The organism is Shewanella sp. 125m-7, from assembly GCF_052977045.1.
This window is the reverse complement of the sequence record NZ_JBRILQ010000004.1, coordinates 134,139-156,642: the sequence shown is the minus strand read 5'-3', so window position 1 is coordinate 156,642 and position 22,504 is coordinate 134,139. Positions and strand designations below refer to the sequence as shown.

Genomic DNA, 22,504 nt, shown 5'->3' with positions numbered 1-22,504 from the left:
GGGGGTGCTTATGTTAAATAAAGATCTTGAAGTCACCTTAAACCTGGCTTTTCAACAAGCCAGAGATGCGCGTCATGAGTACATGACAGTAGAGCATCTATTGTTGGCATTAATCGATAACCCTGCCGCACAAGAGGCGCTAGTTGCTTGCGGAGCAAATATAGAAAAACTCAGGGATGAAGTTTCCAGTTTCATTCAACAAACCACGCCAATTATTTCCGATCCCGAAGATGAAAAAGAAACTCAGCCTACGCTTGGTTTTCAACGCGTGTTGCAAAGAGCGGTATTTCATGTGCAGTCATCTGGGCGTAATGAGGTCACGGGGGCCAACGTTTTAGTTGCCATTTTTAGTGAGCAAGAGTCGCAAGCGGTTTATTTACTCCGTACAGGCGATGTGACGCGTTTAGATGTCGTTAATTTTATTTCTCATGGCTTTTCAAAAAATGATATCGATGCAGATTCAGAGCCTAATGGAGTTGAAGAACCGGCAGAAGCGGAAGAAGACCGCAGTATTTTGTCGCAGTTTACTGCCAATCTGAATGAGCTCGCTAAAAACGGCAGTATTGACCCACTGATTGGCCGTACAGAAGAGATTGAGCGTTCGATTCAAATTCTTTGCCGTCGCCGAAAGAATAATCCATTGCTTGTCGGTGAAGCCGGTGTCGGTAAAACGGCAATCGCTGAAGGCCTCGCCTATCGTATCGTCAAGCAAGAAGTACCTGAAGTGATGAGCCAAGCCACTGTCTATTCGCTGGACTTAGGTGCGCTGCTTGCGGGTACAAAATACCGCGGTGACTTTGAGAAACGCTTTAAAGGTTTGCTAAAAGAGCTGGCTAATGACGAACATGCGATATTGTTTATCGATGAGATCCATACCATCATTGGTGCTGGCTCAGCTTCTGGTGGCGTCATGGATGCCTCTAATTTGCTAAAGCCGTTGTTATCTGGCGGCAAGTTACGTTGCATGGGCTCGACGACATTCCAAGAATATCAAAGCATTTTTGAGAAAGATCGCGCCTTAGCACGACGTTTCCAAAAAGTGGATATTAACGAGCCTTCAGTGGCTGAGACCACTAAGATCTTACAAGGTCTTAAGTCAAAGTATGAAGAACACCATAATGTGCGTTATACCATGGCGGCGTTGAGTGTGGCGGCAAAACTGTCAGATAAACATATCAATGACAGGCATCTACCCGATAAGGCCATTGACGTGATTGACGAAGCGGGCGCGCGTATGGCGATGCAGCCAGCAAACAAACGTAAGAAGACGATTGGCCAGGCTGAGATTGAGTCTATCATTGCTAAAATGGCACGTATCCCTGAGAAGTCGGTATCGAGCTCTGACAAGGACTTACTTAAAAACCTTGAGCGTAACCTTAAGATGGTGGTGTTTGGTCAAGACCCTGCTATTGAGGGGCTTAGTTCAGCGATTCGCTTGTCTAGAAGTGGACTCAGTGGTGAAAACAAGCCAGTAGGTAGTTTCCTATTTGCAGGTCCAACGGGTGTGGGTAAAACGGAGGTGACAAGTCAGTTGGCTAAATGCCTAAGCCTTAACTTAGTGCGTTTCGATATGTCTGAGTACATGGAAAGTCATACGGTTTCGCGTCTAATTGGTGCGCCACCCGGTTATGTTGGTTATGAGCAAGGTGGTTTATTAACGGATGCAGTGATTAAAAATCCACACTGCGTAGTGCTTCTCGATGAAATTGAAAAAGCTCATCCTGATGTGTACAACTTGCTACTGCAGGTCATGGATCACGGCACGCTGACCGACAATAATGGTCGCAAAGCTGACTTTAGGCACGTGACCTTAGTGATGACCACCAATGCCGGCGTGCAAGAAACCATTCGTAAATCGATTGGCTTTAAGCAGCAAGATCATACTCAAGACGCGTTATCGGAAATCAATAAGGTGTTTTCCCCTGAGTTCCGTAACCGCTTAGATTCGATTATTTGGTTTAATCACCTAGATATGACGGTGATTGCGAAAGTGGTTGATAAGTTCTTAGTTGAACTGCAGGCGCAGCTTGATGACAAGTCCGTGACGTTAGAGGTTAGCGATGAAGCGAGAACCTTACTGGCTGAGAAAGGCTATGACAAGTCTATGGGCGCACGTCCAATGGCTCGTGTCGTCACAGAGCTAATCAAACGACCGCTAGCCGATGAGATTTTGTTTGGTGAACTTGAGAAGGGCGGTGTGGCTCGTGTGGATGCCAAAGGTGATGAGATTGTTATTACCACGGAATCGCTAGAGAAAGTGACACATTAATCTGCTCTGAGCCAACGCATTGAAAAATGCGTTGTACAAATGAGCCTGTAACGATTGAGATTAATCGTTAACTGGCTCAATATTCTCTATATGAAAATATATAGTTCAGATTAAATTACAGATAACAAAAAGCCGGCGCGAGCCGGCTTTTTTATAATTTACGTTACATAGGCTAATAACTTAGCGTGCACGGAAGACGATGCGTCCTTTGCTCAAATCGTAAGGTGTTAACTGAACCGTTACCTTGTCACCCGTAAGAATACGGATGTAGTTTTTACGCATTTTTCCTGAAATGTGTGCCGTTACGACATGACCATTTTCAAGTTCTACACGAAACATTGTATTTGGCAAGGTTTCAAGGATTGTGCCTTGCATTTCAATGTTGTCTTCTTTCGCCATGAATCAGTTATCCTGTTAGCCTTCAAATAATAAAACGGGCACATCATGCCGCAAATTACCCCAACTGTAAAGCAAAGCTTGAGTATATACGCTATCTGTAGCTTCGTTATGGTTTAATTCACTGGTTTTTGATTGTGATCTCGGTGACCCATCCTGAATGAGTCAAGATCTGGTGTGGTCTGTAATCGCGTTTGTAGTTCATTTTTCTCGATTCATCAATTTGATAGCCTAGATATAAAAACTGCTTTTTCATCATTTTTGCAATTTCAGTCTGCAGCAAAATAAGCAGGCTTCCTAATGAACGTTTATGATGTTCGGGAGCAAAGTAGCTATATATGGCAGACAAACTGTGTGGCAGTACGTCGGTCACGGCTACGCCGATTAATTCATCGCCTTGCCTTAGCTCGATAAATAACGGTTGCATCCAAGTCGCAGTGGCAAAACTATCGTATTGCTCAGGGGTCGCTGGAAACATTGGACCGTCGTGATGGCGAGTATTAACGTAGCGTTCGTACAATTGATACTGCTGCTCAGTTTTATGGTTAACTATCTTCCAGCTTAAATCTTGGTTATTTTTTAATGTTCTCTTTTGTCTTTTAGAGGTTGTAAACTCATCAATTGGCAATCTAATGGGTAAGCATGCACTGCATTGTGGACATTGAGGTTTATAGACCATACTGCCGCTGCGACGAAAGCCTAGGGCTAGCAATTGCTCAAATAAGCCAATGTCAATTGCATCTTCTTGCAAAACCATCAATTGCTCTTGTTGATCGTCTAGATAACTACAAGCAAAGGTTTTTGTTCTGCCGACATTGACTGCTCGAGTTTTAGAATTCAATGGATACCTCGGATTTGCACCAGCTATCAATACTCACTGTACCATCTCTTAGATGGGTAAGTAGTCTGAGAAAATCATCACGCTTAATTGATTTAGCGCCAAGGCTGTCTAAATGTGGGTTGACTACTTGGGCGTCAATTAGCTTAAAACCACAGCGCTGCAAATGCTGTTGTAATACGATCATAGCAGCTTTAGAGGCATTCGTTGTGCGATGAAACATTGATTCGCCGCAAAATACTTGGCCAATCGCGAGGCCATATAGACCCCCGATGAGTTTTTTCTCGTGCCAAACTTCAATAGAGTGGGCGTGTTCTTGGTGATGGAGCGCGAGATAGGCTTGCTGGATCTCAGGTGAAATCCAAGTGCCATCTTGTCCTGCTCTGGGCTCTGCACAGCCCTCTGTAACGGCCTTGAAATCGTGATTAATGGTGAAAGTCCAATCTTGCTTCTTAAGAAACTTAACTAAGCTCCGGCTAATCTTCATGTGACCAGGCACAAATACCGCGCGAGGATCGGGAGACCACCAAAGAATCGGATCATCCAAGTTAAACCAAGGGAAAATCCCGTTATAGTAAGCGTTTAATAAACGTTCAGGGTGCAAGTCACCCCCAACCGCTAATAAGCCATTAGGATCGCTTAATGCTTGCTCGGGCGGTGGAAAACCTTGTTGTTCATGATTTAAATAGGACAGTGAGTTCACAATTGAGTAAGATTAATAAATATACTTATCCTTAAAGTTAGCGGAAAAAGTCTTATGTTGAAACCTAATCTTATTCTTTTCACGGTTATCTGTTTATTTTTTGGCATGCAAACAGCGAATGCTGCACCTTATGATCGCAATCAGGCAATTCCAGTCGAAAAAGTCGAATTCGGTCAGGTCGCTTCTGTACGCAATATAACCCAAAAACAGCTGGTTGAGGACAAAAATACCGGTTGGAAGACATTTGGCGGTGCACTGATTGGTGGAGTGATAGGTCACCAGTTTGGTGGCGGGTCGGGTCAAGATGTAGCCACGGTTCTGGGCGCATTATTGGGCGCTAGGGTCGGTAATCGTTACGGAGACAACTCTTACTACGAAGAGCTTCGATTGGTAGAGATGATGATTACTTTAGACACGGGTGAGCAGGTCATGGTGATCCAAGACTTAGATCCAGGAATGATATTCAATGTAAACGATGATGTCAGAGTGGTTTATTTACAAGGCTATGTTCGGGTCGATCAGCAGATGTAGATTGACCTGTTTAAGATTATGCCGGTGTAGATAGACAGTATCGATATGAATAGACAAGCGGCATTTATGCGGCTCGTTTGTTTGGGGTTGGCTAAGCGACATATTGAGTTTAAACAGCTCAGTGAATAAAAACCTTCGTTTAAAAGTTCTGCTTTAACGTCCTAGTTAATAAACACTCAGCTTCAAAATGGCGATGGCGTAAATTAAGGCGCCAGCTTGATTTAGTTGGCTGTTTATCATTTTTTCAAAAATCTATGCACACTTTCCCCTATAGCCATCGGCAAGGTGCGTATGCGGTACATGATGAAAGTGCTAACAATAACCTAGCGAGCAATGCATAACTAGTTGCTCAATCACCACTATGACTTCAAATTTGGCCGTCCTAAAGTGTACTTCATACTCGGCTGCCAGTTGACAAGGAAAGTCTATAGGAGTGTTAGTATATTCTCAGATGTGGTTTGCCCTTTTGGACTAGACTTTATGTGAACCTAAAGGAGGTATTTATGCCTAAATATATCATAGAAAGAGAGGTCGAAGGTGCTGGCGACCTTACTGCCGAGGAGCTACAGGGCATCTCTCAAAAATCGTGTGGTGTACTAGAGGCTCTCGGACCCAAAATTCAGTGGTTAGAGACCTTTGTTACTCCCAACAAGATTTATTGTGTTTTTATTGCTGATGATGAAAAACTTATTCGAAAACATGCTGAAATGGGCGAGTTTCCGGTAAGCCAAGTTAATGAAGTTAAATCAATTATTGATCCTACATCGGCAGAAGTCGCTTAAATTATATTATCGAGCGTATCAGGCTTCGCTGTATAGCGAAGCATTTAAGAGGGATTCAAAACGCGCGCTATTTGTGGCTTGAATCCACTTTTGTATTTACGGTGGAAAATTTTATTTTGGGTAAGTGCGTTCCCGCTATTTTAAATCGAAAAAGTAACAGTTAGCTATTGCTTGATGATATAGGACACTATTCTTTTTTAGCTCAGTAAATGTTCGCTTCCCTATCGAAGATAACATCTTGATGGCAACATACAAGCCCACTTCGTTGTTGCACTAGCTTAAAAGGGAGTTACCATTCCTACGCTAATACGCCTAGAATTGAACTCGCGCAAGGCCTCTGAAATGAGCATATTCAAGTCGTTTGGGTATATATTGCTTTTCGTCCAAGTGGAGAGGAAAACCTTTATATCAAGCCAGATAGCGATACGGCGCAACGGAAGTACCATTATAGAAAGTTAGTCACTGGTGAGGCGCCATTATGTTTCTCTAATGGCTTTAGCGAGCAAGACCAAAATCGTTGGCCGCTGACCGATCTGTTGATTGATAGCTCAGGGTTATTGATAAACGCAGAGCTTAAAAACAAATTGAGTAACTTGGATATTATTGGCATGCAGATTTATCCTGCTGCATATATCGATGATTGCAATAATCGACATAATATTTTTTGGTATTTGGGTTTTTATCAAGACTTAGATTGCCTCGACCGAGCTAAATCAAACATCGAAGCATTTGATTTAGCAAGCGGCGAGGATGACGATGACCTTCTATAGGTTAAGCAATACTCCCTGAGCGAGACAGTATTAGATAACATAGAACAAGAGAACCGCTTGATATTTAAGCTTGCAGATAGTGCTAAGAGTTATCTGTTTTTTCATAAAAGCATTGTCGACTTTATCTCAACAAGAAATTTTAGCGGTGTAACCTTCATCAAAGGTGTTGATTTTTATGAGGGAACGCAACACTAATTCACTGCTAGTTACTTACTCCTATCACTCATTCATCTGGCCAAATACGAAGCTGTCGCCACTTTCAAGCCAAGTTGGGTATTTTTGCATGATGGCTTTGAAATCATCACTTTCGATATGCTGTTTTAGCCACAGCTGAACATTGAGATAGCCGCTATTATCGAACCAGACTTTATCTACTGAGGCGAATTGGCGAATAAACGGGAAGATTGCGTAGTCAGCAATCGACGATTTATCGCTTAACAGCTGAGTGTGTTTTGTGAGTAAGTCTTCAAGCTGTGCAATAAAGTATTCGCCTTGCTGTCGATAATACAGCTCACTGTGTTCAGGAAATCTATCAGCATATTTGTATTTGTCTAGCCAAGGTTTAAAACTGTGGTCATTGCTATGGATAAGCGCTTGGGCACTTTCTTCTAATTGTGGCATGTCTTTACATAATAGGTCTTGAGGATCACTGATGGTTAATGCCCAGTACATGATCTCAATGCTTTCCTCTATCACAGTGCCGTCGTGCAAGATAAGCACTGGAACCGTACCTTTTGGTGAGGCGGCTAACATCGACTCAGGTTTATGCTTTAACACAATCTCTCTAAGGTTAACGGTTTGTCTGGATAGTAAAATACCTAGTCTGGCGCGCATTGCGTAGGGGCAACGTCTGAAGGAATAAAGGGTGGTTTGAGACATATAATAATCGTTTATTAGAGGTGTTATGCCACTATTTTTAACTGCTAGCATGCAAATCACAACTATTAACACCAAACTAGTGTCAACCTCACGCCAAAGTTAACGCCAAATTAATACTAAAGTTAGCGCCAGATTAATGCCAAAGTTAGCATAAGAGTAATACCAAAGTTAACGCCAGATTAACGCCAGATTAACGCCAAAGTTAACGCCAAAGTTAACGCCAGATTAATACTAAAGTTAGCATCAGATTAACGCCAAAGTTAATGCCAAAGTTAGCATCAGATTAACGCCAAAGTTAGCGCCAGATTAACGCCAAAGTTAACGCCAAATTAATACTAAAGTTAGCATCAGATTAACGCCAAAGTTAACGCCAGAGAGTAACCCTACTTTTTGTGCCTGTTTGTTTCAATGTGACTCATGTAGAATTTGCGGCTAAAATTGTGTTGCAGCTCACGTTCGGGCTGTGAGGGTAAAAGCACTGAAGATTAAGCTTCAGGTCGCCGTTAAAGGGATGGATATGTCAAAAGTCGTTGTTTGCGCTATGTATAAGTTTGTAAGTTTGCCAAAATTTAAGCAGCTGCAAAGCCAGCTACTACAGGTGATGGAAGAGTCAGAGATTAAAGGCACGTTACTGCTAGCGCAAGAAGGTATAAATGGTACGGTTGCAGGCTCACAAGCGGCGATTGATAATCTGCTTACTTGGTTAGCGACGCAGCCGGGTCTAGATAATATTGTTTATAAACTTTCGTTCGATGATGAGATGCCATTTTACCGCACTAAAGTAAAACTTAAGAAAGAGATTGTTACCATGGGAGTCGAAGGTATTGACCCTAATAAAGTGGTCGGCACCTATGTTAAGCCAAAAGATTGGAATCAATTGATCTCCGACCCTGATGTTTTGCTTGTTGATACCCGCAATGATTATGAAGTGCAAATCGGTACCTTTAAAAACGCAGTTGATCCTAAAACTGAAACTTTTAGAGAGTTTCCTGAGTACGTTAAACAAAACTTAGATCCAGTTAAGCATAAGAAAGTCGCTATGTTTTGCACTGGTGGCATTCGCTGTGAAAAATCCACCGCTTATCTAAAAGAGCTGGGTTTTGATGAGGTTTACCATCTTGAAGGTGGGGTCTTAAAATACCTAGAAGAAGTTAAGCAAGAAGAGAGTTTATGGCAAGGTGAGTGTTTTGTGTTTGATAACCGCGTCGCGGTTAACCATAGCTTAGAAAAAGGGCAATATGATCAATGTAATGCTTGCCGTATGCCTGTTACAGCTGAAGAAATGACATTAGAGAGTTTTGTTCAAGGCGTAAGCTGTCTTCACTGTATTGACAAAACCAGTGAAAAACAGCGTCAACGTTTTATTGAAAGAGAGCGCCAAGTACAGCTGTCTAAGCAGCGTGGTGAAGCGCATATTGGTAGCGATGTAAGTCAGGTGATTGAAACTCGTAGGGCTAAGAAAGAGCTGCTTAAAAAGTCGCAAAATGAAAAGAGCGCATAAGCTGTGCCATTAAGCTAAATAGACTTGAGTCTATAAGCAGCATCTATGTATTAACGGGCAGCCTTAGGCTGCCTTTTTTATTTCTTAACTTTCACTTTTTACTCTTGGCCGACTGTGCTATTTTGCACGGCTTTTTTACGCTTTATAGGATAAGGGAATGTTTGTAGGTTTTGACTACGGTAGTGCTAATTGCGCTATTGGTGTTATAGAAGGCGGTGACGTGCGCTTGGTGCCCTTATCTGGTGACTCTAAGTATTTGAGTTCAACACTTTATGCGATGGATAGAGAGCTGATTGCTGAAGCCGTGTTGAAGCAATTACCTCATGCAGAACAGGCTGAGTATACTCGTTTACGTTCGGCGCAATTAAACCGCGCCGCAGCAGCCCGTCGAGAGTTGGATCTGTTGCCTAACGAACAAGCGGTGTTTGTCGGTGAGCAAGCGATCGACGCTTATTTAGATATGCCTGATGAAGGCTTTTATGTGCGTTCGCCTAAATCATTTCTTGGCGCAACAGGTTTAAGAGAGAGCCAAATTGCGCTGTTTGAAGATATCGTCACCTTGATGATGATGCATATTAAAACTCAAGCGGAAAAGAATTTAGGTACGAAAGTCATTACTCATGCTGTGATTGGTCGTCCTGTTAATTTTCAGGGGATAGGTGGCGAGCAGAGTAATCAACAGGCTGAGGCGATTTTGTCATTAGCGGCAAAACGCGCAGGATTTATCGACGTTGATTTTCTGTTTGAACCCCTAGCTGCGGGGATGGATTATGAAGCGTCACTTGATGAGAACTTAACCGTGCTGGTGGTTGACGTTGGTGGCGGTACTACCGATTGCTCTATGGTGAAAATGGGACCCAATCATATTGATAGCCGTGATCGCAGCGCTGACTTTTTAGGCCATAGTGGCCAGCGCATCGGTGGCAATGACTTAGATATCGCGCTTTCCATGGCATCATTTATGCCGCATTTAGGCTTGGGTAGTTTGATGGTGAATAAGTTACCTGTGCCAAGTAAACCTTTTTGGAATGCTGTCGCGGTAAATGACATCAGTGCTCAGCGTGACTTTAGTGCCTTAGCTTCTAAAAAGCTTATCGAAGATTTGATCAAAGAAGCTCAAAATCCAGAGCTTATTCTGCGCTTGCTAAAAGTTCAGAAAGATCAGTTAGGCTATAAATTAGTGCGTAGCGCCGAGCAAAGCAAGATAGCGCTATCAAGTAAAGATAGTGTCGATACGCCACTTGAATATATTGCTAACGGATTACATGCTAGGGTGAGTGAAGCTGATTTTGAAACGGCGATTACGATGCCACTTTCAAAGGTCGAAGCCTTGATGCGTGAAGCGCTTGAGCAATCGGGGGTGATGCCTGACCGTATTTATGTTACTGGCGGCACTGCGAGAAGTCCTGCTATCTATAGAAGGATCGCGGGCTTATTCCCTGAGATCCCAATTGTGGTAGGGGATCACTTTGGTAGTGTGACTGCAGGACTGACTCGCTGGGCACAAAGAGTGTTTGCTTAATCGTTACCTTAGGTAATGTAATCTTCAATACTGAATCGTTACCTTAGGTAATGTAATCTTCAATACTGAATCGTTTTCTTAAGGAAATGGATATGACAGGGTTAACTAAAAAGCGTTTATCTGGCACAGGGCTAAACATCGCGCTAGCACTAGGTTTAAGCCTTGGCTTAAGTGGTTGCGGCGATGATGTTGGTAAAGTGAGTTTAGGCTTATTTACCACTAAAGATGTGATTATTGATGCTAGGCATGACCCGAAAATTCCGGGTGTGACCTGTCATATTAGCCGTATTGAGGCAGATTTGAGCCTTGCTGATCCATCAGACATGAGCATTTCTTGTCGCCAAACAGGGCCAATAACCGCAGCTGAAATTGCCAATATTGATAAGAGTAAAAACGGTGACGTGGTATTTAAAGAGTCGTTAAGTATCTTATTTAAATCACTTAAAGTACGCCGTATTTACGATGCTAAAAATCAAACGCTACTCTATTTGTCTTATTCAACTAAAGAGACTAATGGTAGCCACAAACATGCGCTATCTACTGTGCCGCTTTATGGCACAGAGGCGTGGCTTCCTGATGGTGCAGTGGTAGAACGCTAAGGTCTGGTTTGAATGCTAGTTTGAGCTCTGGTTTGATGTAAGGTCATGGCTAGTGACTGCTGAGTTAATAAAAAAAGACGAATTATATTCGTCTTTTTTGCTTTTTGTTTTTTACTTTATAATTTTAGTTTTCTGCGCTATTTATTGCTAGCTATTAACCATTAACAGCTAACGTCGCTGTACCCGCTACAGAGTCGTATAGGATCTTGATATCGGCTTGCTTGCGGCCTTTAGTGTCACCTAAAGTTCGCAGCACATAAGTACATTGTGTTTGCCCGTCGGGGTTCGTATCTGCTTGATGACGGTAGGCTTGAAAGTCACTGTCATTGTTAACACTTGAAAGAGAAACACTGGCTGGATCTTGCAGCAATGTATTCCATAAATCGACGCAACCTTGCTCGCCTTTACCGATATTTTTCGGTTGCCCCATAGGATTGCCTTTATCTATCCCGAGTGGGTAGCCGTAACTATTCATATCAAGCTTTCCACCTGCAAACTCTGGTAGGTCGTTCATTGCAGCAACGCCACCGATAAGTTGCCATTTGGTATGGGCGAAGGTGAGAGATTGTTCAAATGCAGCTGCGATGCCTTTAACCCGTGCTATTTCAGCATCGCGTTTCAGGTCGACATATTTGGCCCCAGCAATGACAGCTAAAATACCAAGCGCAATGATCACTATGACCAGTTCGATTAGGGTGAAGCCTTTGGAGGCTGTGACGCGTTGCATTGCAAATATTCTCTAGAGTATAAAAGGGCGTTTCCAATAATAGAGTATTTAGACTAATAGCTGAAACAAAAGATTTTTAGCGGAACAAATAGAGGCAAGCCGACAATAAAGTCGACTTGTTTGGCTATAGCTTATAAATGCTATGGGTTAACGGGTTAATACTTGATTGTAACGCTCAAATGCCGCGTCGAGATCGGCAATTAAGTCATCCACATTTTCAAGACCAATATGTAGACGGATTAATGGCTTACTGCTATCCCATTGCGTGGCTGTACGTAGCTTATCTATCCCGAAAACGCCTAAAATTAAACTTTCAAAGCCGCCCCAAGAGAAGCCCATCTTAAAGTGCTGCATATCTTCAACAAATGCGGTGACAGATCTAACATCACCTTGTTTTAATACAAACGAAAACAGTCCGTTTGAGGCGCTAAAGTCGCGTTTAAAATACTCATGGCCCGGACATGACTCAAAGGCCGGGTGACGCAGGTGATCCACTTCAGGGCGGGTTGCAAGCCAGTTAGCCACTTTTAATGCATTTTGTTCATGCTGGGCTAAGCGAATACCTAAGGTTCTTAGGCCTCGGCTAGCAAGGTATACATCATCTGGTGAGGTACATTGGCCCAGAAGGTAACTATTTTCTCGCAGCTGTTCCCAGTGTTTTTCATTGGCGGTAGCGGTGCCCATCATCACATCAGAATGGCCGACGATATACTTTGTTGCCGCTTGAATCGAAATATCGACTCCCATCTCAAAAGGGCGCGAGTTTATTGGCGATGCCCAGGTATTATCGAGCATTACTACGATATCGTGCTGGTGGGCGATACGGCTCAGAGTAGGAACATCTTGTATTTCCATGGTAATTGAACCGGGAGACTCTAAGAACAGCACCTTAGTATTAGGCTGAATTAAGGCTTCTATGCCATCACCAATCATAGGGTCGTAATAAGTGGTTTCGATGCCGTAACCGGCAAGCAGCTTATTACACAGATCACGGGTGGGCTCATAGGCGCTATCGACCATAAGCAGGTGATCGCCCGCTTTTAAAAATGACAGTAGGCTATTACTGATGGCAGCGCTGCCTGATGGGTAAAGCGCTGTGCCGACACCGCCCTCAAGCTCAGCAATCGCAGCTTGAAACGCAAAATGTGTAGGGCCACCACGGCGACCATAAAACATTGCACCATTAGCCTTATTTTTTGCGGCAAAACGCATATCTTCCATCGTATCGAATACCATAGTCGAGGCTCGGTAAACAGGCGGATTAATAACCCCTTGTGTCCATTTCTTATCTCGGCCTAGACTGATTATCTGCGTTTCTTTTTTCATTGGGCGAATTCCATCAGTTTACATATTGATATTGTTTTAGCCATCTTAACATCTAAACGGCTAAAATAAAGTGGCAATATTTTCAGGTTCATTTTAAATAGTTGCTTTGCATATCGGCAACCTAACGGTTATTTGCACGCCGTTGACATCACCGGCTTTATCAACTGTGTTGTTACCATTAATCTTACCATTATGAAATTGGCTAATAAGCCTTGCGATATAAAGGCCTAATCCAAGATGTGGCTTATCTTGGGCTTTTTGTGTACGTACCGACACCATGGACTCAAAAATCTGCTCAGCCATGTTTTCGGGTAGTGCAGGACCTAGATTGCTCACACTCAGTTCGGCGACTTTATTCTTTAATTTAAGTGCCACATTTATTGAACTGTCAGGATGGCTAAACTCCAAGGCGTTAGCGATAAGTTTATCCATAAGCTGAGCAATATATTCAGGAACGCCCAATACCAGAATAGGATCTTGGGTGATATTTAGCTCAAATATCTGATTAGGGTAGGTCATTTGATAACCTTGCATACAGCCGGTAATCACTTTTTCTAGCGGGAAAACACTCGTCTCAGCGTGAGAAAGGCTTTCTTCTAATCGGGTGGCTTCACTCATGTTATTTAAGATCATACTGAGTCTGTTTACCCCTTCTTGTGCCCGGTCAACATATTTGCGTGTGTCAGGATTTAACTCTTGTAGGCCAAGGTGTTCGAGCGATGAACGTACCACGGCGACAGGGGTACGCAGTTCGTGAGATAAACGCGATGACATATTCTCTAAATAATGAGTATATTGGCTTAAGCGGCTGACAATACTCGCAAAGCTGCGAGAGAGGTCGCCAATCTCATCGCGAACTTTAGAGCCCTGAATCTCATTTTTTATTCGCCCCTGGCTGTCGATCGCTTGCTCAGCTTCATCGCGCAGTTTTCGAATACGGCTTGAGATGTTTGAAGCAAAGAAAAATAGCGCTAAGGTGCCCATACTCATGATGGTTAAAATCACATTAAACAGCTTCTCTAAGGCTTTGTTGCGCAGGGTTCGAATACCATGGGTGGTTTCTTCAGCAATCACCACGCCCATGACTTTATCATCGATCCAAATAGGGCTTGCAGCGGCGAGTACAACGGCTTTGCTATCGGGGGTTAGCCTCCAGGTAGAGCCTTGTTCCCCTTTGAGGGCTTTGGAGATGTGGCTACCTTGCAAAACCGTGGAATCTTGTAATGAATCGATAAAATCTTTGGCTGGTGTGGTCAGGACTTTGTAGTACAGTGGATGCAGGTACTTATGTTTGAATTTTTCCCAACCCGAGTTGTCATCGTTATCAATATTAGTCCGTGACCACACGCTATTATCAGAGCGAATATCGCCCGATTTTGCTAAAACGCGACCATGTTTATCGACCACCCAGATCCGCGAACTATTATGGCTCATGCCTTTAATAATACTTTCGATTTCAGGTGAGGGGACAAGTACGGTCCCCAACTTGCTTACATCATCAATTGCAGAGGTGCCAACGATGGCATCTAATACGCGGCTATTTTTATCGTTTACGTCATAAACGGCAAAGCCCAGTTTACTGCCAACCATATTAAGCGGGATCCTAAGCTCGACATTGTAACCTTGCTTACTCTTGGTCCACTTTCCTTGAATTTTAACTTCAGGCGTTACAGGGGTAGACAGGTTGGGATCTTCTGGCAGTTCGAAGGCACTTATCCAACCATCTTGTGTGGTGGCGACAATATAGCGTCGAAATTTGCCATCCGGTGCGAGTGTCGCGATGGCGATATGATCGTTATTGTCTATGCTAAGGCTATTTTTTCCACGGTAGATCACGTGTGGATCGCGAACTTCGAAAAAGGCGTACAGGTAGCCGGCATATTTACCCACCATATGGGTAAAGCTGAGGTTTAACGGCTGGCCTTCGTCACGCTTATAAACCTGATAATCAGCCGCGTAATTAAGTGCACGATGGCGATAGCTACTCCAATCTGACAATTTACCGTCTAGTTGAATAGGCCCTGAAAGTGGGTAAGCGTATAGATCACGGCCCTTTTCAACCTGGGTTAAAAAGCTTGCTTGGCTATCAAATAGCTTAGGTCTTTCGTGCAGTGCAGTTGCCAGTGCCTGAGTAGTGCCTTCTAAGGTTTTTTCTTGGCCATGACGTAGGTATTTTTCCATCTCCCATACGTATTGGTACCCAAGCCACGGCAGGCAGAGTAAGAATAAAGACAATACTGCGACTTTACTACGCAGCCCTATTGGCAAATTAAACATGGCGTAAAAACTACCTAAATGATGGCCATCAACAATGACCAGACTATGACCTAAATGATCAGGCAATGACCCCAAACTACCTGACTATGAGCAAAAATGACTCGACTGATGAACTAATTTATCAGCGGACGAAATTCCACAAGCGACGGTCGCTGTGCATCAATGCTAATGCTCAAGGTTAATTGTGCGAATCCCAGCGATAACCCATGCCATACACGGTATCGATACAATCAAAGTTAGGGTCCTGGGCAATAAACTTTTTTCTAATCCGTTTTACATGGGAAGTGATGGTTGAGTCGTCGACAAAGATTTTTGCTTCTTGCATCAATTCTTGACGTTGACGCACGTGGCCGGGACGTTTAGCTAGCGCATGCACCATCCAAAACTCAGTGACGGTCAGTTCAATCTGAATGGCGTTCCAAAATACTTGCATGCGGTTAACATCAATTGTAAGCAAATCATGCTCAACGATATGGCTCTCATCGCTGCTGGTATTTTTAAGATCTGAGCGTCTAAACAGCGCGGCGAGCCGGGCAGTAAGATGCGGAAAGCTGACATCTTTACTTAAATAGTCATCGGCACCAAGACGTAGGCCGCATACGGTATCGAAATCACTGTCGCGTGCGGTTAAGAAAATAATCGGCAGGGTACTCGACATCGCTCTTAAGGATTGACACAGAGTGAAGCCGCCATCGATTTCATTTTCAAGACCAATATCAATAATCGCCAGATCCGGCAAACGGGTATTAAAAGCCTGCATGGCTTGAGGTCGATTTGCATAGGCTTGTACGCAATAACCTTGTTGCTGCAAAACCTCTTTATAGTTTTCTCTAATTGCAGCTTCATCTTCTACTATGGCTATTCGTTTCATAACGTCTTAATGAGGGCCTTAACTGTCTAATGGATTGTGACTATACAGGAAAATATCTTGGTTTAAAGACGTGAACCGTGATTGCCATTTTGTTGCCACAATTGAACCTCAAAACGCCACTTTTACTCCCCTTAAAAGCCATTTCGGTAGGTTTTAATAGCCCTATCGAATAAAGCGCAGTTAACAACTTTAAAACGGCAAGATTCATTAGCCAATTTGAATTTAGTTTAAAAATTACTATCCCAAGGGGAATAACATGAAAAAACAACTTATCTCAACACTCGTTATTAGCGCGTTAGTATTTTCAACTCAAGCATCTGCAGAGCAAGTGACTGAAACAGAACGCAGCAATAACGAAGAACTTATCGGTCTAACCTCTGGCATTGTGCTTGGGGCTGTGGTCGGCGGCCCTGTCGGCGCAATAATTGGTGCCTTTACGGGTACGCTAGTGGGTAAGTCGGTGAGTGATGATGATGCACTTAACATTCAACAAGCGATGCTCGATGAAAAAGAGCTTGAGCTTATTGCACTGGATCAGCAAAACCAGTCGCTGATTGAGCTATCAGATCAGTACGAGCAAGCGCAGCAGCAATTAACGAGTTTAAAGATGGCGCAAGAGCAGAAGCTAACAGAGCTTGCATTAGGGCTGAACGTGCAGTTTAAAACCGGTTCCTCAACAATCGAGCCGCATTTTCAAAGCCAGCTAAATGATATTGCATATGCGATGTCGTTATCACCAGAATTAACGTTAGATTTAACCGGTTACGCCGACCGTCGTGGTGATGGTGATTATAACCAAGCCTTGTCAGAACAACGTGTCGCAGAAGTCAAAAACTATCTTATAGAGCAAGGCGTTACCGAGCTGCGTTTGCATAACCAAGCCTATGGTGACTCTTCTCCTTTGGTGGCAGAACAAAGCTTTGAGAATGACTTTTTTGACCGTCGTGTGACATTGAAGTTGCAAAATCAAGACAGCGCTTTAGCGGCTAATTAACCCCAGTCATGTAACCGTAAATTTAACTGCCAATTTAACCGAGAGTGACCTGTTTAGTTGAATGTTCTAGACAGGTTTTCGGTGCCACAGAGTCTGCTTCATCGCATCTTTGGGTAAACAGTCAAAAGGAGTAACAGATGACTGCGTATATATTAAAGCGTGGATTAGCGAATGTTTTAGAGCTTATCGCTAAGCAGAGTCATCGCCAAGGAGGCTCTATTGTTGAGGCGCTTATGGCAAAGAGAATCGCAATTGGGGCATCGATAGGATCGCTGCAGGCTGTATTACTGCAGGGCTTATTATTACTTAGTGTATTCGTGCCGCAAAGTGCGATGGCATTAGCGTCAACGGAACCTGTTTCTTTAGATAGCATTACGCAAGGCAGTTTGATATTTGAAAGCGCACAAGGGCAGCTCGCGATTGCGCTACCAATGAAAACGGACGTCAGTATGCATATATCAGGCTGGGTGAACCGAGTTTCTGTACGCCATGAATTTAAAAACACGTCGACAGAGTGGGTTAATGGTCAGTATCTATTTCCTTTACCTAATGAAGCGGCGGTTGACCAGCTTAAGCTACATATTGGCGATAGGGTGATAGAAGGACAGATCCAGCCTAAAGCTAAGGCAAAATCCATATATGAACAAGCAAAGGCTGATGGTAAAAAAGCCAGTTTACTTGAGCAAAAACGTGCCAATATTTTTAGTGCTCAGGTGGCAAATTTAGCGCCAAATGAAGTGTTGATTGTGGAGCTCACTTATCAAGAAACCTTAGACTATAAAGATGGTTTGTTTAGTCTACGTTTTCCGATGGCGATAGCGCCAAGATATACGCCGAAACAAAGTGGGCATGGCAACAAGCAACGAGATGAGTTGCATCACCAAGTCGCTGCACTCAAGTGGACTAATGCTAAAGAACAAGCGGGCCAAGAGCAAACAAACACGGAACAAACCATAGCTCATAACTTAGTTTCGATAACCGTAAAGTTTGACGCCGCAATGGCAATAGAAAACATCGCCAGCCCCTACCATTCTATTAATGTCGATATGGTGGAAGATGCTGCAGTCCAAGTGAGCTTAGATAAAGATGCGGTGGCAAATCGTGATTTTGTGCTGACATGGCAACCAGTGCAAGGCGCTGAGCCTACAGCGGCAGTGTTTTCTCAGCGAGGTAAAACCCATCAAGCGATGGCTGGAAAATCCAACGCGATGACATATTCAGAAAATCCCGCAAGTTCAGAGCGAAAAGCCAGTGCTGAAGAGGATTATGCACTGGTTATGCTGATGCCGCCGCAGGTGAGTGCGAGCGAGATATTAATAACGCCTAGAGAGCTTATCTTGGTTATCGATACATCGGGATCAATGTCTGGCGATGCGATTGTTCAGGCAAAAAAAGCCTTAAAGCTTGCTTTGACCGGACTGCGTCCACAAGATTGTTTTAATATTCTACAGTTCGACTCTACAGTCGCTAAATGGTCTCAACGTGCCATGCCGGCAACCGCTACAAATATTGGCCGAGCTCAACATTATATCAATGGATTAGACGCTAATGGTGGCACTGAAATGTCATTAGCGCTCGATGCTGCATTTACGACACTTGCGCATAAAAAGAGTAGATACGAGGGCAGCGAAGCAAATGGTAGGGCTCCATTGCGGCAAGTGTTATTTATTACCGACGGTGCCGTTGCTAATGAGACGATCTTGTTCCAACAAATTCAAGACCAACTGGGTGAAAGCCGTTTGTTTACTATTGGGATAGGTTCGGCGCCAAACAGCCACTTTATGCAGCGTGCGGCTGAATTAGGGCGCGGCACATACACTTATATTGGCAAGCTAGATGAAGTGAGTGACAAGATAGTTAGCTTGTTAGAGAAAATTGAAAAGCCACACGTTACCGATGTCGATCTTACATTTAGCGATGGCACTGTACCTGACTATTGGCCTGTGCGTATTCCAGATCTTTATGCTCATGAGCCTATATTAGTTGCGGTGCGCATACCAAGTTCTGTTAGCAATGATTTGCTGATCCAAGGGCAACTAGCTGGCCAATTTTGGCAACGCCGATTGCAGCTAGATCGTGAAGAACGGGCAGAAGGCTCGGGTCAAGCTAAGGGCTTAGATTTAGTGTGGGCAAGAAAACAAATTGCAGCGCTAGAGCTCAGTAAGCAATCCGTTAATAAAGACCGAATAGAAAAGCAGATCACGGCAATTGCAATGAAGTTTCATATTATGAGTGCTTATACAAGTTTGGTGGCGATTGATGTAACGCCTGTAAAGCCAGGCAATATCGATGCGAAAGAGGCAAAGGTGATGCAGCATTTACCCAGTGGTTGGCAAAAAAGCATGCGAGCATTTAATCAGACATTACCGCAAACAGGCACTAACAGCTACGTGTTTATGGTTTTCGGCGGCATGCTTATATTGTTAGCTATTTTATACGGCTTATCCTTTCGTCAGACGTGGCTCACGACTAAGTCAGCTGGGTAGGTTTATGTTCGTCACGAGTTCACTTAATAAGAATGCAGCAGCTATTGGGGTTAACTCGGGGTTAAAGCACCGAGGTCAATACCATCGCTATTTTTGCTGCTTATTACTTATTTTTGGCGCGGGTTTAGTGGTTCATGGGGGATATATGCAAGCGAAAGCGCATTTTGCTCAATTTTTAATTCAACAGGCTTGGCAAAAAACATTACAAGATCGAAAGCCACATAAACCATGGTCATGGGCGGATACACATCCGGTAGCAAAGCTGGATTTTTTGTCAGCAATACCCGTGCAGGGAGATACAAAAGGAGAGGCCGACAGTGAAGGTGATAGTTTGTATGTGCTTGCTGGTGCATCAGGACGGAACTTGGCCTTTGGACCTGCACATATGCTGTCGACTGCAAATATCAACGCTCGAGGTAATACTGTGATTGCAGGCCATAGAGATACTCATTTTTCTCGCTTGAGTGGCACAAAAGTAGGGCAGTTGTTCAGATTACAGAGTGCTTCAGGAAAACACTTAATTTACCGCGTTAAAGAAATTAAGGTCGTCCATGAGTCAGATACGAGTGTGATCCAAGAGTATGATCAGAGTTTACTTACCTTAGTGACTTGTTATCCTTTCGGAGCTGAGATTTCTGGCGGCCCATTACGTTTTGTGGTGCAGGCGGTGCCAATTAATTAATGCCGCACGGTCTTGTAGTCGATATGAGTAAGTTCAATATCGACTACAATAGTGTTGTCTTAAATCGGCATAACACGATTACGGCCTAGGTGTTTTGCTTCATATAGCTGTTTATCGGCACGTTCTATCAGTGAGTTATGGGTATCATTTAAGCTAAATTCTGCGACTCCAAAAGAAGCGGTGACATTATTAATTGTGTCGCCTTTACGCTTATCTTTTAAAATCAGTTTTTCTAGACTTCGGCGCATAGAATCCGCCAGTTGTCTGGCTCTTCTTAATTGGCTTTTAGGCACAATTAAGGCAAATTCTTCACCGCCAAAACGATATAGTTTAGTGCCATCTTGGCAAGCTTCACCTAAACGCTTACTGACGGCTTTTAATACTTGGTCGCCAAGCTGGTGGCCGTATGTGTCGTTAAAGACTTTAAAGTGATCAATATCGGCAATAATTAAACATAACCCTTGAGGGTGTTGACTGATAATCGCTTTGAGATCTTTGTTAAATGCACGCCGATTTAAAGCACTGGTTAACGCATCAAAATACATTTCATGTTCAGATTGTTGCAACTTTAGCTTTAAGGCACCAATTTCAGATTGTGCTTTTGCCAGTTGAGAAGAGAAATACTGGGCACTTTCACGGATCTCGTTTGAGTCTTTAACGAGATTTTTGACGACGGATAAGACCTCTTCAATGGTAAAGCCTTCGTTTTCAATCTTATTGAGTTTGTTGTAATTACTATCAATCTTGTTATTGAAAAGATTTGCATCAACGTTGGTGTCTTTCAGCGATTGAGATAGTTCAGTGACCATAGCATCGAGATTAAGACGCATGTCGACGACATCAAGCTCAAGCGGATCAGACACAAACTCTTGGTAAAGGCGCTCGCTTTGACTGGGCGGACAAGTATTGTAGTGACTAACAACTTGATCTAAATGCTGATTTAGTTTGAGGTTTTTTTCACCAACATAAGCATACCAGAGCGCATAGTTTGTTGGTGTCGTTGGAATTTGGTGTTTCAGCATTAAAGGAATGGCTTTCTTTAACTTAAGTGCCGACTCCTTTAGCAGTGGACTAGCCATTATGGTCCCTTATTACCAATTGATTATTGGTTTTGTTATTTATATGCTAATGCGAGATAGGTGCATTTTCTTTGCCCATTCTATTATGTTTTTACCTGCTACAGAACTTGAAAAACGCCAAACTGCGCATTAAAACAATAAAGAAAACAAAGAATAAAAGCTAATAGGCATATACTGAGCAGGGATTGACAGTGATAAAGCAGATACTAGTCAGCCTCTTCTGCACAGAATGAACCCTGTAACTAGCAGAGAAGTAAAAAAGGCACCTAAAGCTACCTTGTTTTTGTGTTTAGACATTGTAAATGCTTAGAACTGGTAACTTACCGAAAGCATAGGGCCAATAAAGCTATACTCGATGTTGTAATCGGCAATCTTAATACCTGCATCAGTAAAGGTTGAGGTGTATTCAACGTTGACTTCGTAGTAGTTAAAGGCTGCTGTCATATGCCAATTTTCACTGATAGCGGCTTCAACTCCCATTCTTACATCGACTAAACCGCCTTTAAGATCGTCTAGCTTGATATAAAAATATTGCGCATGAGCATTGAATTTAAAACCAGGATAGAACTCGTAAGAGCCGAAAACACCAATATCAGGTAGTGGAGCTGTCAGTTTTTCGTCAACCACTTTGGGAATATCGATAGTGTCTGGGCAGCGTGTTTCTGTGGCAACATCGCAGATCCCTATGTTGCCTTTAAATGCTGTTTTGATAAACATGGCATGTAGGCCTACAGATACACCAACATCATAGTTATGACCTTGCCAGATATCATAACCATAACCAATACGCATAATATCGATATTAAGGGTGCTATCTAGCGAAATTCCAGACTTGATATCGTAAGTGGTGTCATCCCACGTAAACTGAAATGGCTTTTCAACGGACTGCACTAATGCATTACGATGAAGCTGTTTCCAATCTGCATAAAGCGTATGACGGTCGTTAAAGTGGTGGGAGAACTCGAAGAAGGGAAGAAATTGAGATTCTTCTAATTTTAAATCAGATTCAAAATCGAGCTTAAAAGCATTACCAAGGAGAGGATCGTTCACATCTATGGTTGAGTCCGTATTGGCATAAAAACCACCGATACGGATAACAGTATTGTTATCTGCATAGGTCATTGGGCTCGCGACCAAGGCCAAAGTTGTAGCACTGCGAATGATGAAACTTTTAAGCATTAAAAGTGACTCCGTCGTTCTTATTCTTATTAGTTTTATATTAGTTTTAATTTTGAATGTTTAATTATTCGGCTACTAGCATAGCAGGATCTA

At 43.1% G+C, this 22,504-nt stretch carries 20 protein-coding genes; 10 read left to right on the top strand and 10 right to left on the bottom strand.

The features are described 5' to 3' along the window. The first annotated feature begins 10 nt into the window (after positions 1–10). Positions 11–2,269: an ATP-dependent Clp protease ATP-binding subunit ClpA gene (clpA, locus tag ACVBIL_RS03260; protein WP_447165557.1), complete on the top strand. Its 2,259-nt coding sequence runs from the start codon at positions 11–13 to the stop codon at positions 2,267–2,269. A 180-nt stretch (positions 2,270–2,449) separates the two neighbouring features. Here clpA and infA read toward each other — a convergent pair whose 3' ends face one another. The 3 genes from infA to aat form a co-directional block, all read right to left on the bottom strand. Then, a complete protein-coding gene (infA, locus tag ACVBIL_RS03255) occupies positions 2,450–2,668 on the bottom strand; it encodes a translation initiation factor IF-1 (protein WP_026959988.1) in 219 nt (72 codons plus the stop codon). 118 nt (positions 2,669–2,786) lie between these two features. Beyond that, the gene (locus ACVBIL_RS03250; RefSeq protein ID WP_447165556.1) at positions 2,787–3,506 is read right to left on the bottom strand and encodes an arginyltransferase; all 720 of its coding nucleotides are present in this window, start codon (positions 3,504–3,506) and stop codon (positions 2,787–2,789) included. Next, entirely contained in the window at positions 3,496–4,206 is a 711-nt protein-coding gene (gene aat / locus ACVBIL_RS03245; protein WP_447165555.1) for a leucyl/phenylalanyl-tRNA--protein transferase, read from the bottom strand. The genes ACVBIL_RS03250 and aat overlap by 11 nt, the downstream gene beginning before the upstream one ends. A gap of 54 nt (positions 4,207–4,260) precedes the next feature. Between aat and ACVBIL_RS03240 the strand changes: the two genes are divergently transcribed. The 3 genes from ACVBIL_RS03240 (at position 4,261) to ACVBIL_RS03230 (ending at position 6,289) form a co-directional block, all read left to right on the top strand. Continuing rightward, positions 4,261–4,737, top strand: coding sequence for a glycine zipper 2TM domain-containing protein (locus ACVBIL_RS03240; RefSeq protein WP_447165554.1), 477 nt, complete (start codon positions 4,261–4,263; stop codon positions 4,735–4,737). A gap of 503 nt (positions 4,738–5,240) precedes the next feature. Beyond that, entirely contained in the window at positions 5,241–5,519 is a 279-nt protein-coding gene (locus ACVBIL_RS03235; RefSeq protein ID WP_447165553.1) for a DUF4242 domain-containing protein, read from the top strand. Positions 5,520–6,127: 608 nt separating this feature from the next. Beyond that, positions 6,128–6,289 (top strand): hypothetical protein, encoded by a 162-nt coding sequence (locus ACVBIL_RS03230; RefSeq protein WP_447165552.1) that lies wholly within the window; start codon positions 6,128–6,130, stop codon positions 6,287–6,289. A gap of 219 nt (positions 6,290–6,508) precedes the next feature. Here the strand turns inward: ACVBIL_RS03230 and ACVBIL_RS03225 are convergent, their stop codons facing one another. Then, positions 6,509–7,168, bottom strand: a complete 660-nt coding sequence (locus tag ACVBIL_RS03225; RefSeq protein WP_447165551.1) for a glutathione S-transferase — start codon at positions 7,166–7,168, stop codon at positions 6,509–6,511. A gap of 517 nt (positions 7,169–7,685) precedes the next feature. Between ACVBIL_RS03225 and trhO the strand changes: the two genes are divergently transcribed. The 3 genes from trhO (at position 7,686) to ACVBIL_RS03210 (ending at position 10,790) form a co-directional block, all read left to right on the top strand. Then, positions 7,686–8,669, top strand: coding sequence for an oxygen-dependent tRNA uridine(34) hydroxylase TrhO (gene trhO / locus ACVBIL_RS03220; protein WP_447165550.1), 984 nt, complete (start codon positions 7,686–7,688; stop codon positions 8,667–8,669). A gap of 157 nt (positions 8,670–8,826) precedes the next feature. Continuing rightward, the gene (yegD, locus tag ACVBIL_RS03215) at positions 8,827–10,191 is read left to right on the top strand and encodes a molecular chaperone (protein WP_447165549.1); all 1,365 of its coding nucleotides are present in this window, start codon (positions 8,827–8,829) and stop codon (positions 10,189–10,191) included. Between the two features lie 92 nt (positions 10,192–10,283). Then, positions 10,284–10,790, top strand: a complete 507-nt coding sequence (locus ACVBIL_RS03210) for a CreA family protein (protein WP_447165548.1) — start codon at positions 10,284–10,286, stop codon at positions 10,788–10,790. Between the two features lie 154 nt (positions 10,791–10,944). Here the strand turns inward: ACVBIL_RS03210 and ACVBIL_RS03205 are convergent, their stop codons facing one another. The 4 genes from ACVBIL_RS03205 to pdsR all read right to left on the bottom strand — a co-directional run bounded on the left by ACVBIL_RS03205 (position 10,945) and on the right by pdsR (position 15,991). Beyond that, positions 10,945–11,517: a type II secretion system protein gene (locus ACVBIL_RS03205; RefSeq protein WP_447165547.1), complete on the bottom strand. Its 573-nt coding sequence runs from the start codon at positions 11,515–11,517 to the stop codon at positions 10,945–10,947. Between the two features lie 147 nt (positions 11,518–11,664). Beyond that, entirely contained in the window at positions 11,665–12,843 is a 1,179-nt protein-coding gene (locus ACVBIL_RS03200) for a cystathionine beta-lyase (RefSeq protein WP_447165546.1), read from the bottom strand. Between the two features lie 93 nt (positions 12,844–12,936). Next, on the bottom strand, positions 12,937–15,120 hold the full coding sequence (gene pdsS, locus ACVBIL_RS03195) for a proteobacterial dedicated sortase system histidine kinase (protein WP_447165588.1): 2,184 nt from the start codon (positions 15,118–15,120) through the stop codon (positions 12,937–12,939). A gap of 178 nt (positions 15,121–15,298) precedes the next feature. Further along, positions 15,299–15,991, bottom strand: coding sequence for a proteobacterial dedicated sortase system response regulator (pdsR, locus tag ACVBIL_RS03190; RefSeq protein ID WP_447165545.1), 693 nt, complete (start codon positions 15,989–15,991; stop codon positions 15,299–15,301). Positions 15,992–16,247: 256 nt separating this feature from the next. Here pdsR and pdsO point away from each other — a divergent pair, with 256 nt between their 5' ends. The 3 genes from pdsO (at position 16,248) to ACVBIL_RS03175 (ending at position 20,153) form a co-directional block, all read left to right on the top strand. Further along, positions 16,248–16,985, top strand: coding sequence for a sortase-associated OmpA-like protein PdsO (gene pdsO, locus ACVBIL_RS03185; protein ID WP_447165544.1), 738 nt, complete (start codon positions 16,248–16,250; stop codon positions 16,983–16,985). A 137-nt stretch (positions 16,986–17,122) separates the two neighbouring features. Beyond that, a complete protein-coding gene (locus ACVBIL_RS03180; protein ID WP_447165543.1) occupies positions 17,123–19,471 on the top strand; it encodes a marine proteobacterial sortase target protein in 2,349 nt (782 codons plus the stop codon). A gap of 4 nt (positions 19,472–19,475) precedes the next feature. After that, entirely contained in the window at positions 19,476–20,153 is a 678-nt protein-coding gene (locus ACVBIL_RS03175; protein ID WP_447165542.1) for a class GN sortase, read from the top strand. Between the two features lie 59 nt (positions 20,154–20,212). On the opposite strand, the gene ACVBIL_RS03170 is transcribed toward ACVBIL_RS03175, so the two are convergent. Both ACVBIL_RS03170 and ACVBIL_RS03165 read right to left on the bottom strand, forming a co-directional pair. After that, positions 20,213–21,232 carry a GGDEF domain-containing protein gene (locus tag ACVBIL_RS03170; RefSeq protein WP_447165541.1) on the bottom strand — a complete coding sequence of 340 codons (1,020 nt, stop codon included), beginning with the start codon at positions 21,230–21,232 and terminating at the stop codon, positions 20,213–20,215. A gap of 306 nt (positions 21,233–21,538) precedes the next feature. Continuing rightward, positions 21,539–22,411: a hypothetical protein gene (locus ACVBIL_RS03165; protein ID WP_447165540.1), complete on the bottom strand. Its 873-nt coding sequence runs from the start codon at positions 22,409–22,411 to the stop codon at positions 21,539–21,541. Between the last annotated feature and the right edge of the window lie 93 nt (positions 22,412–22,504).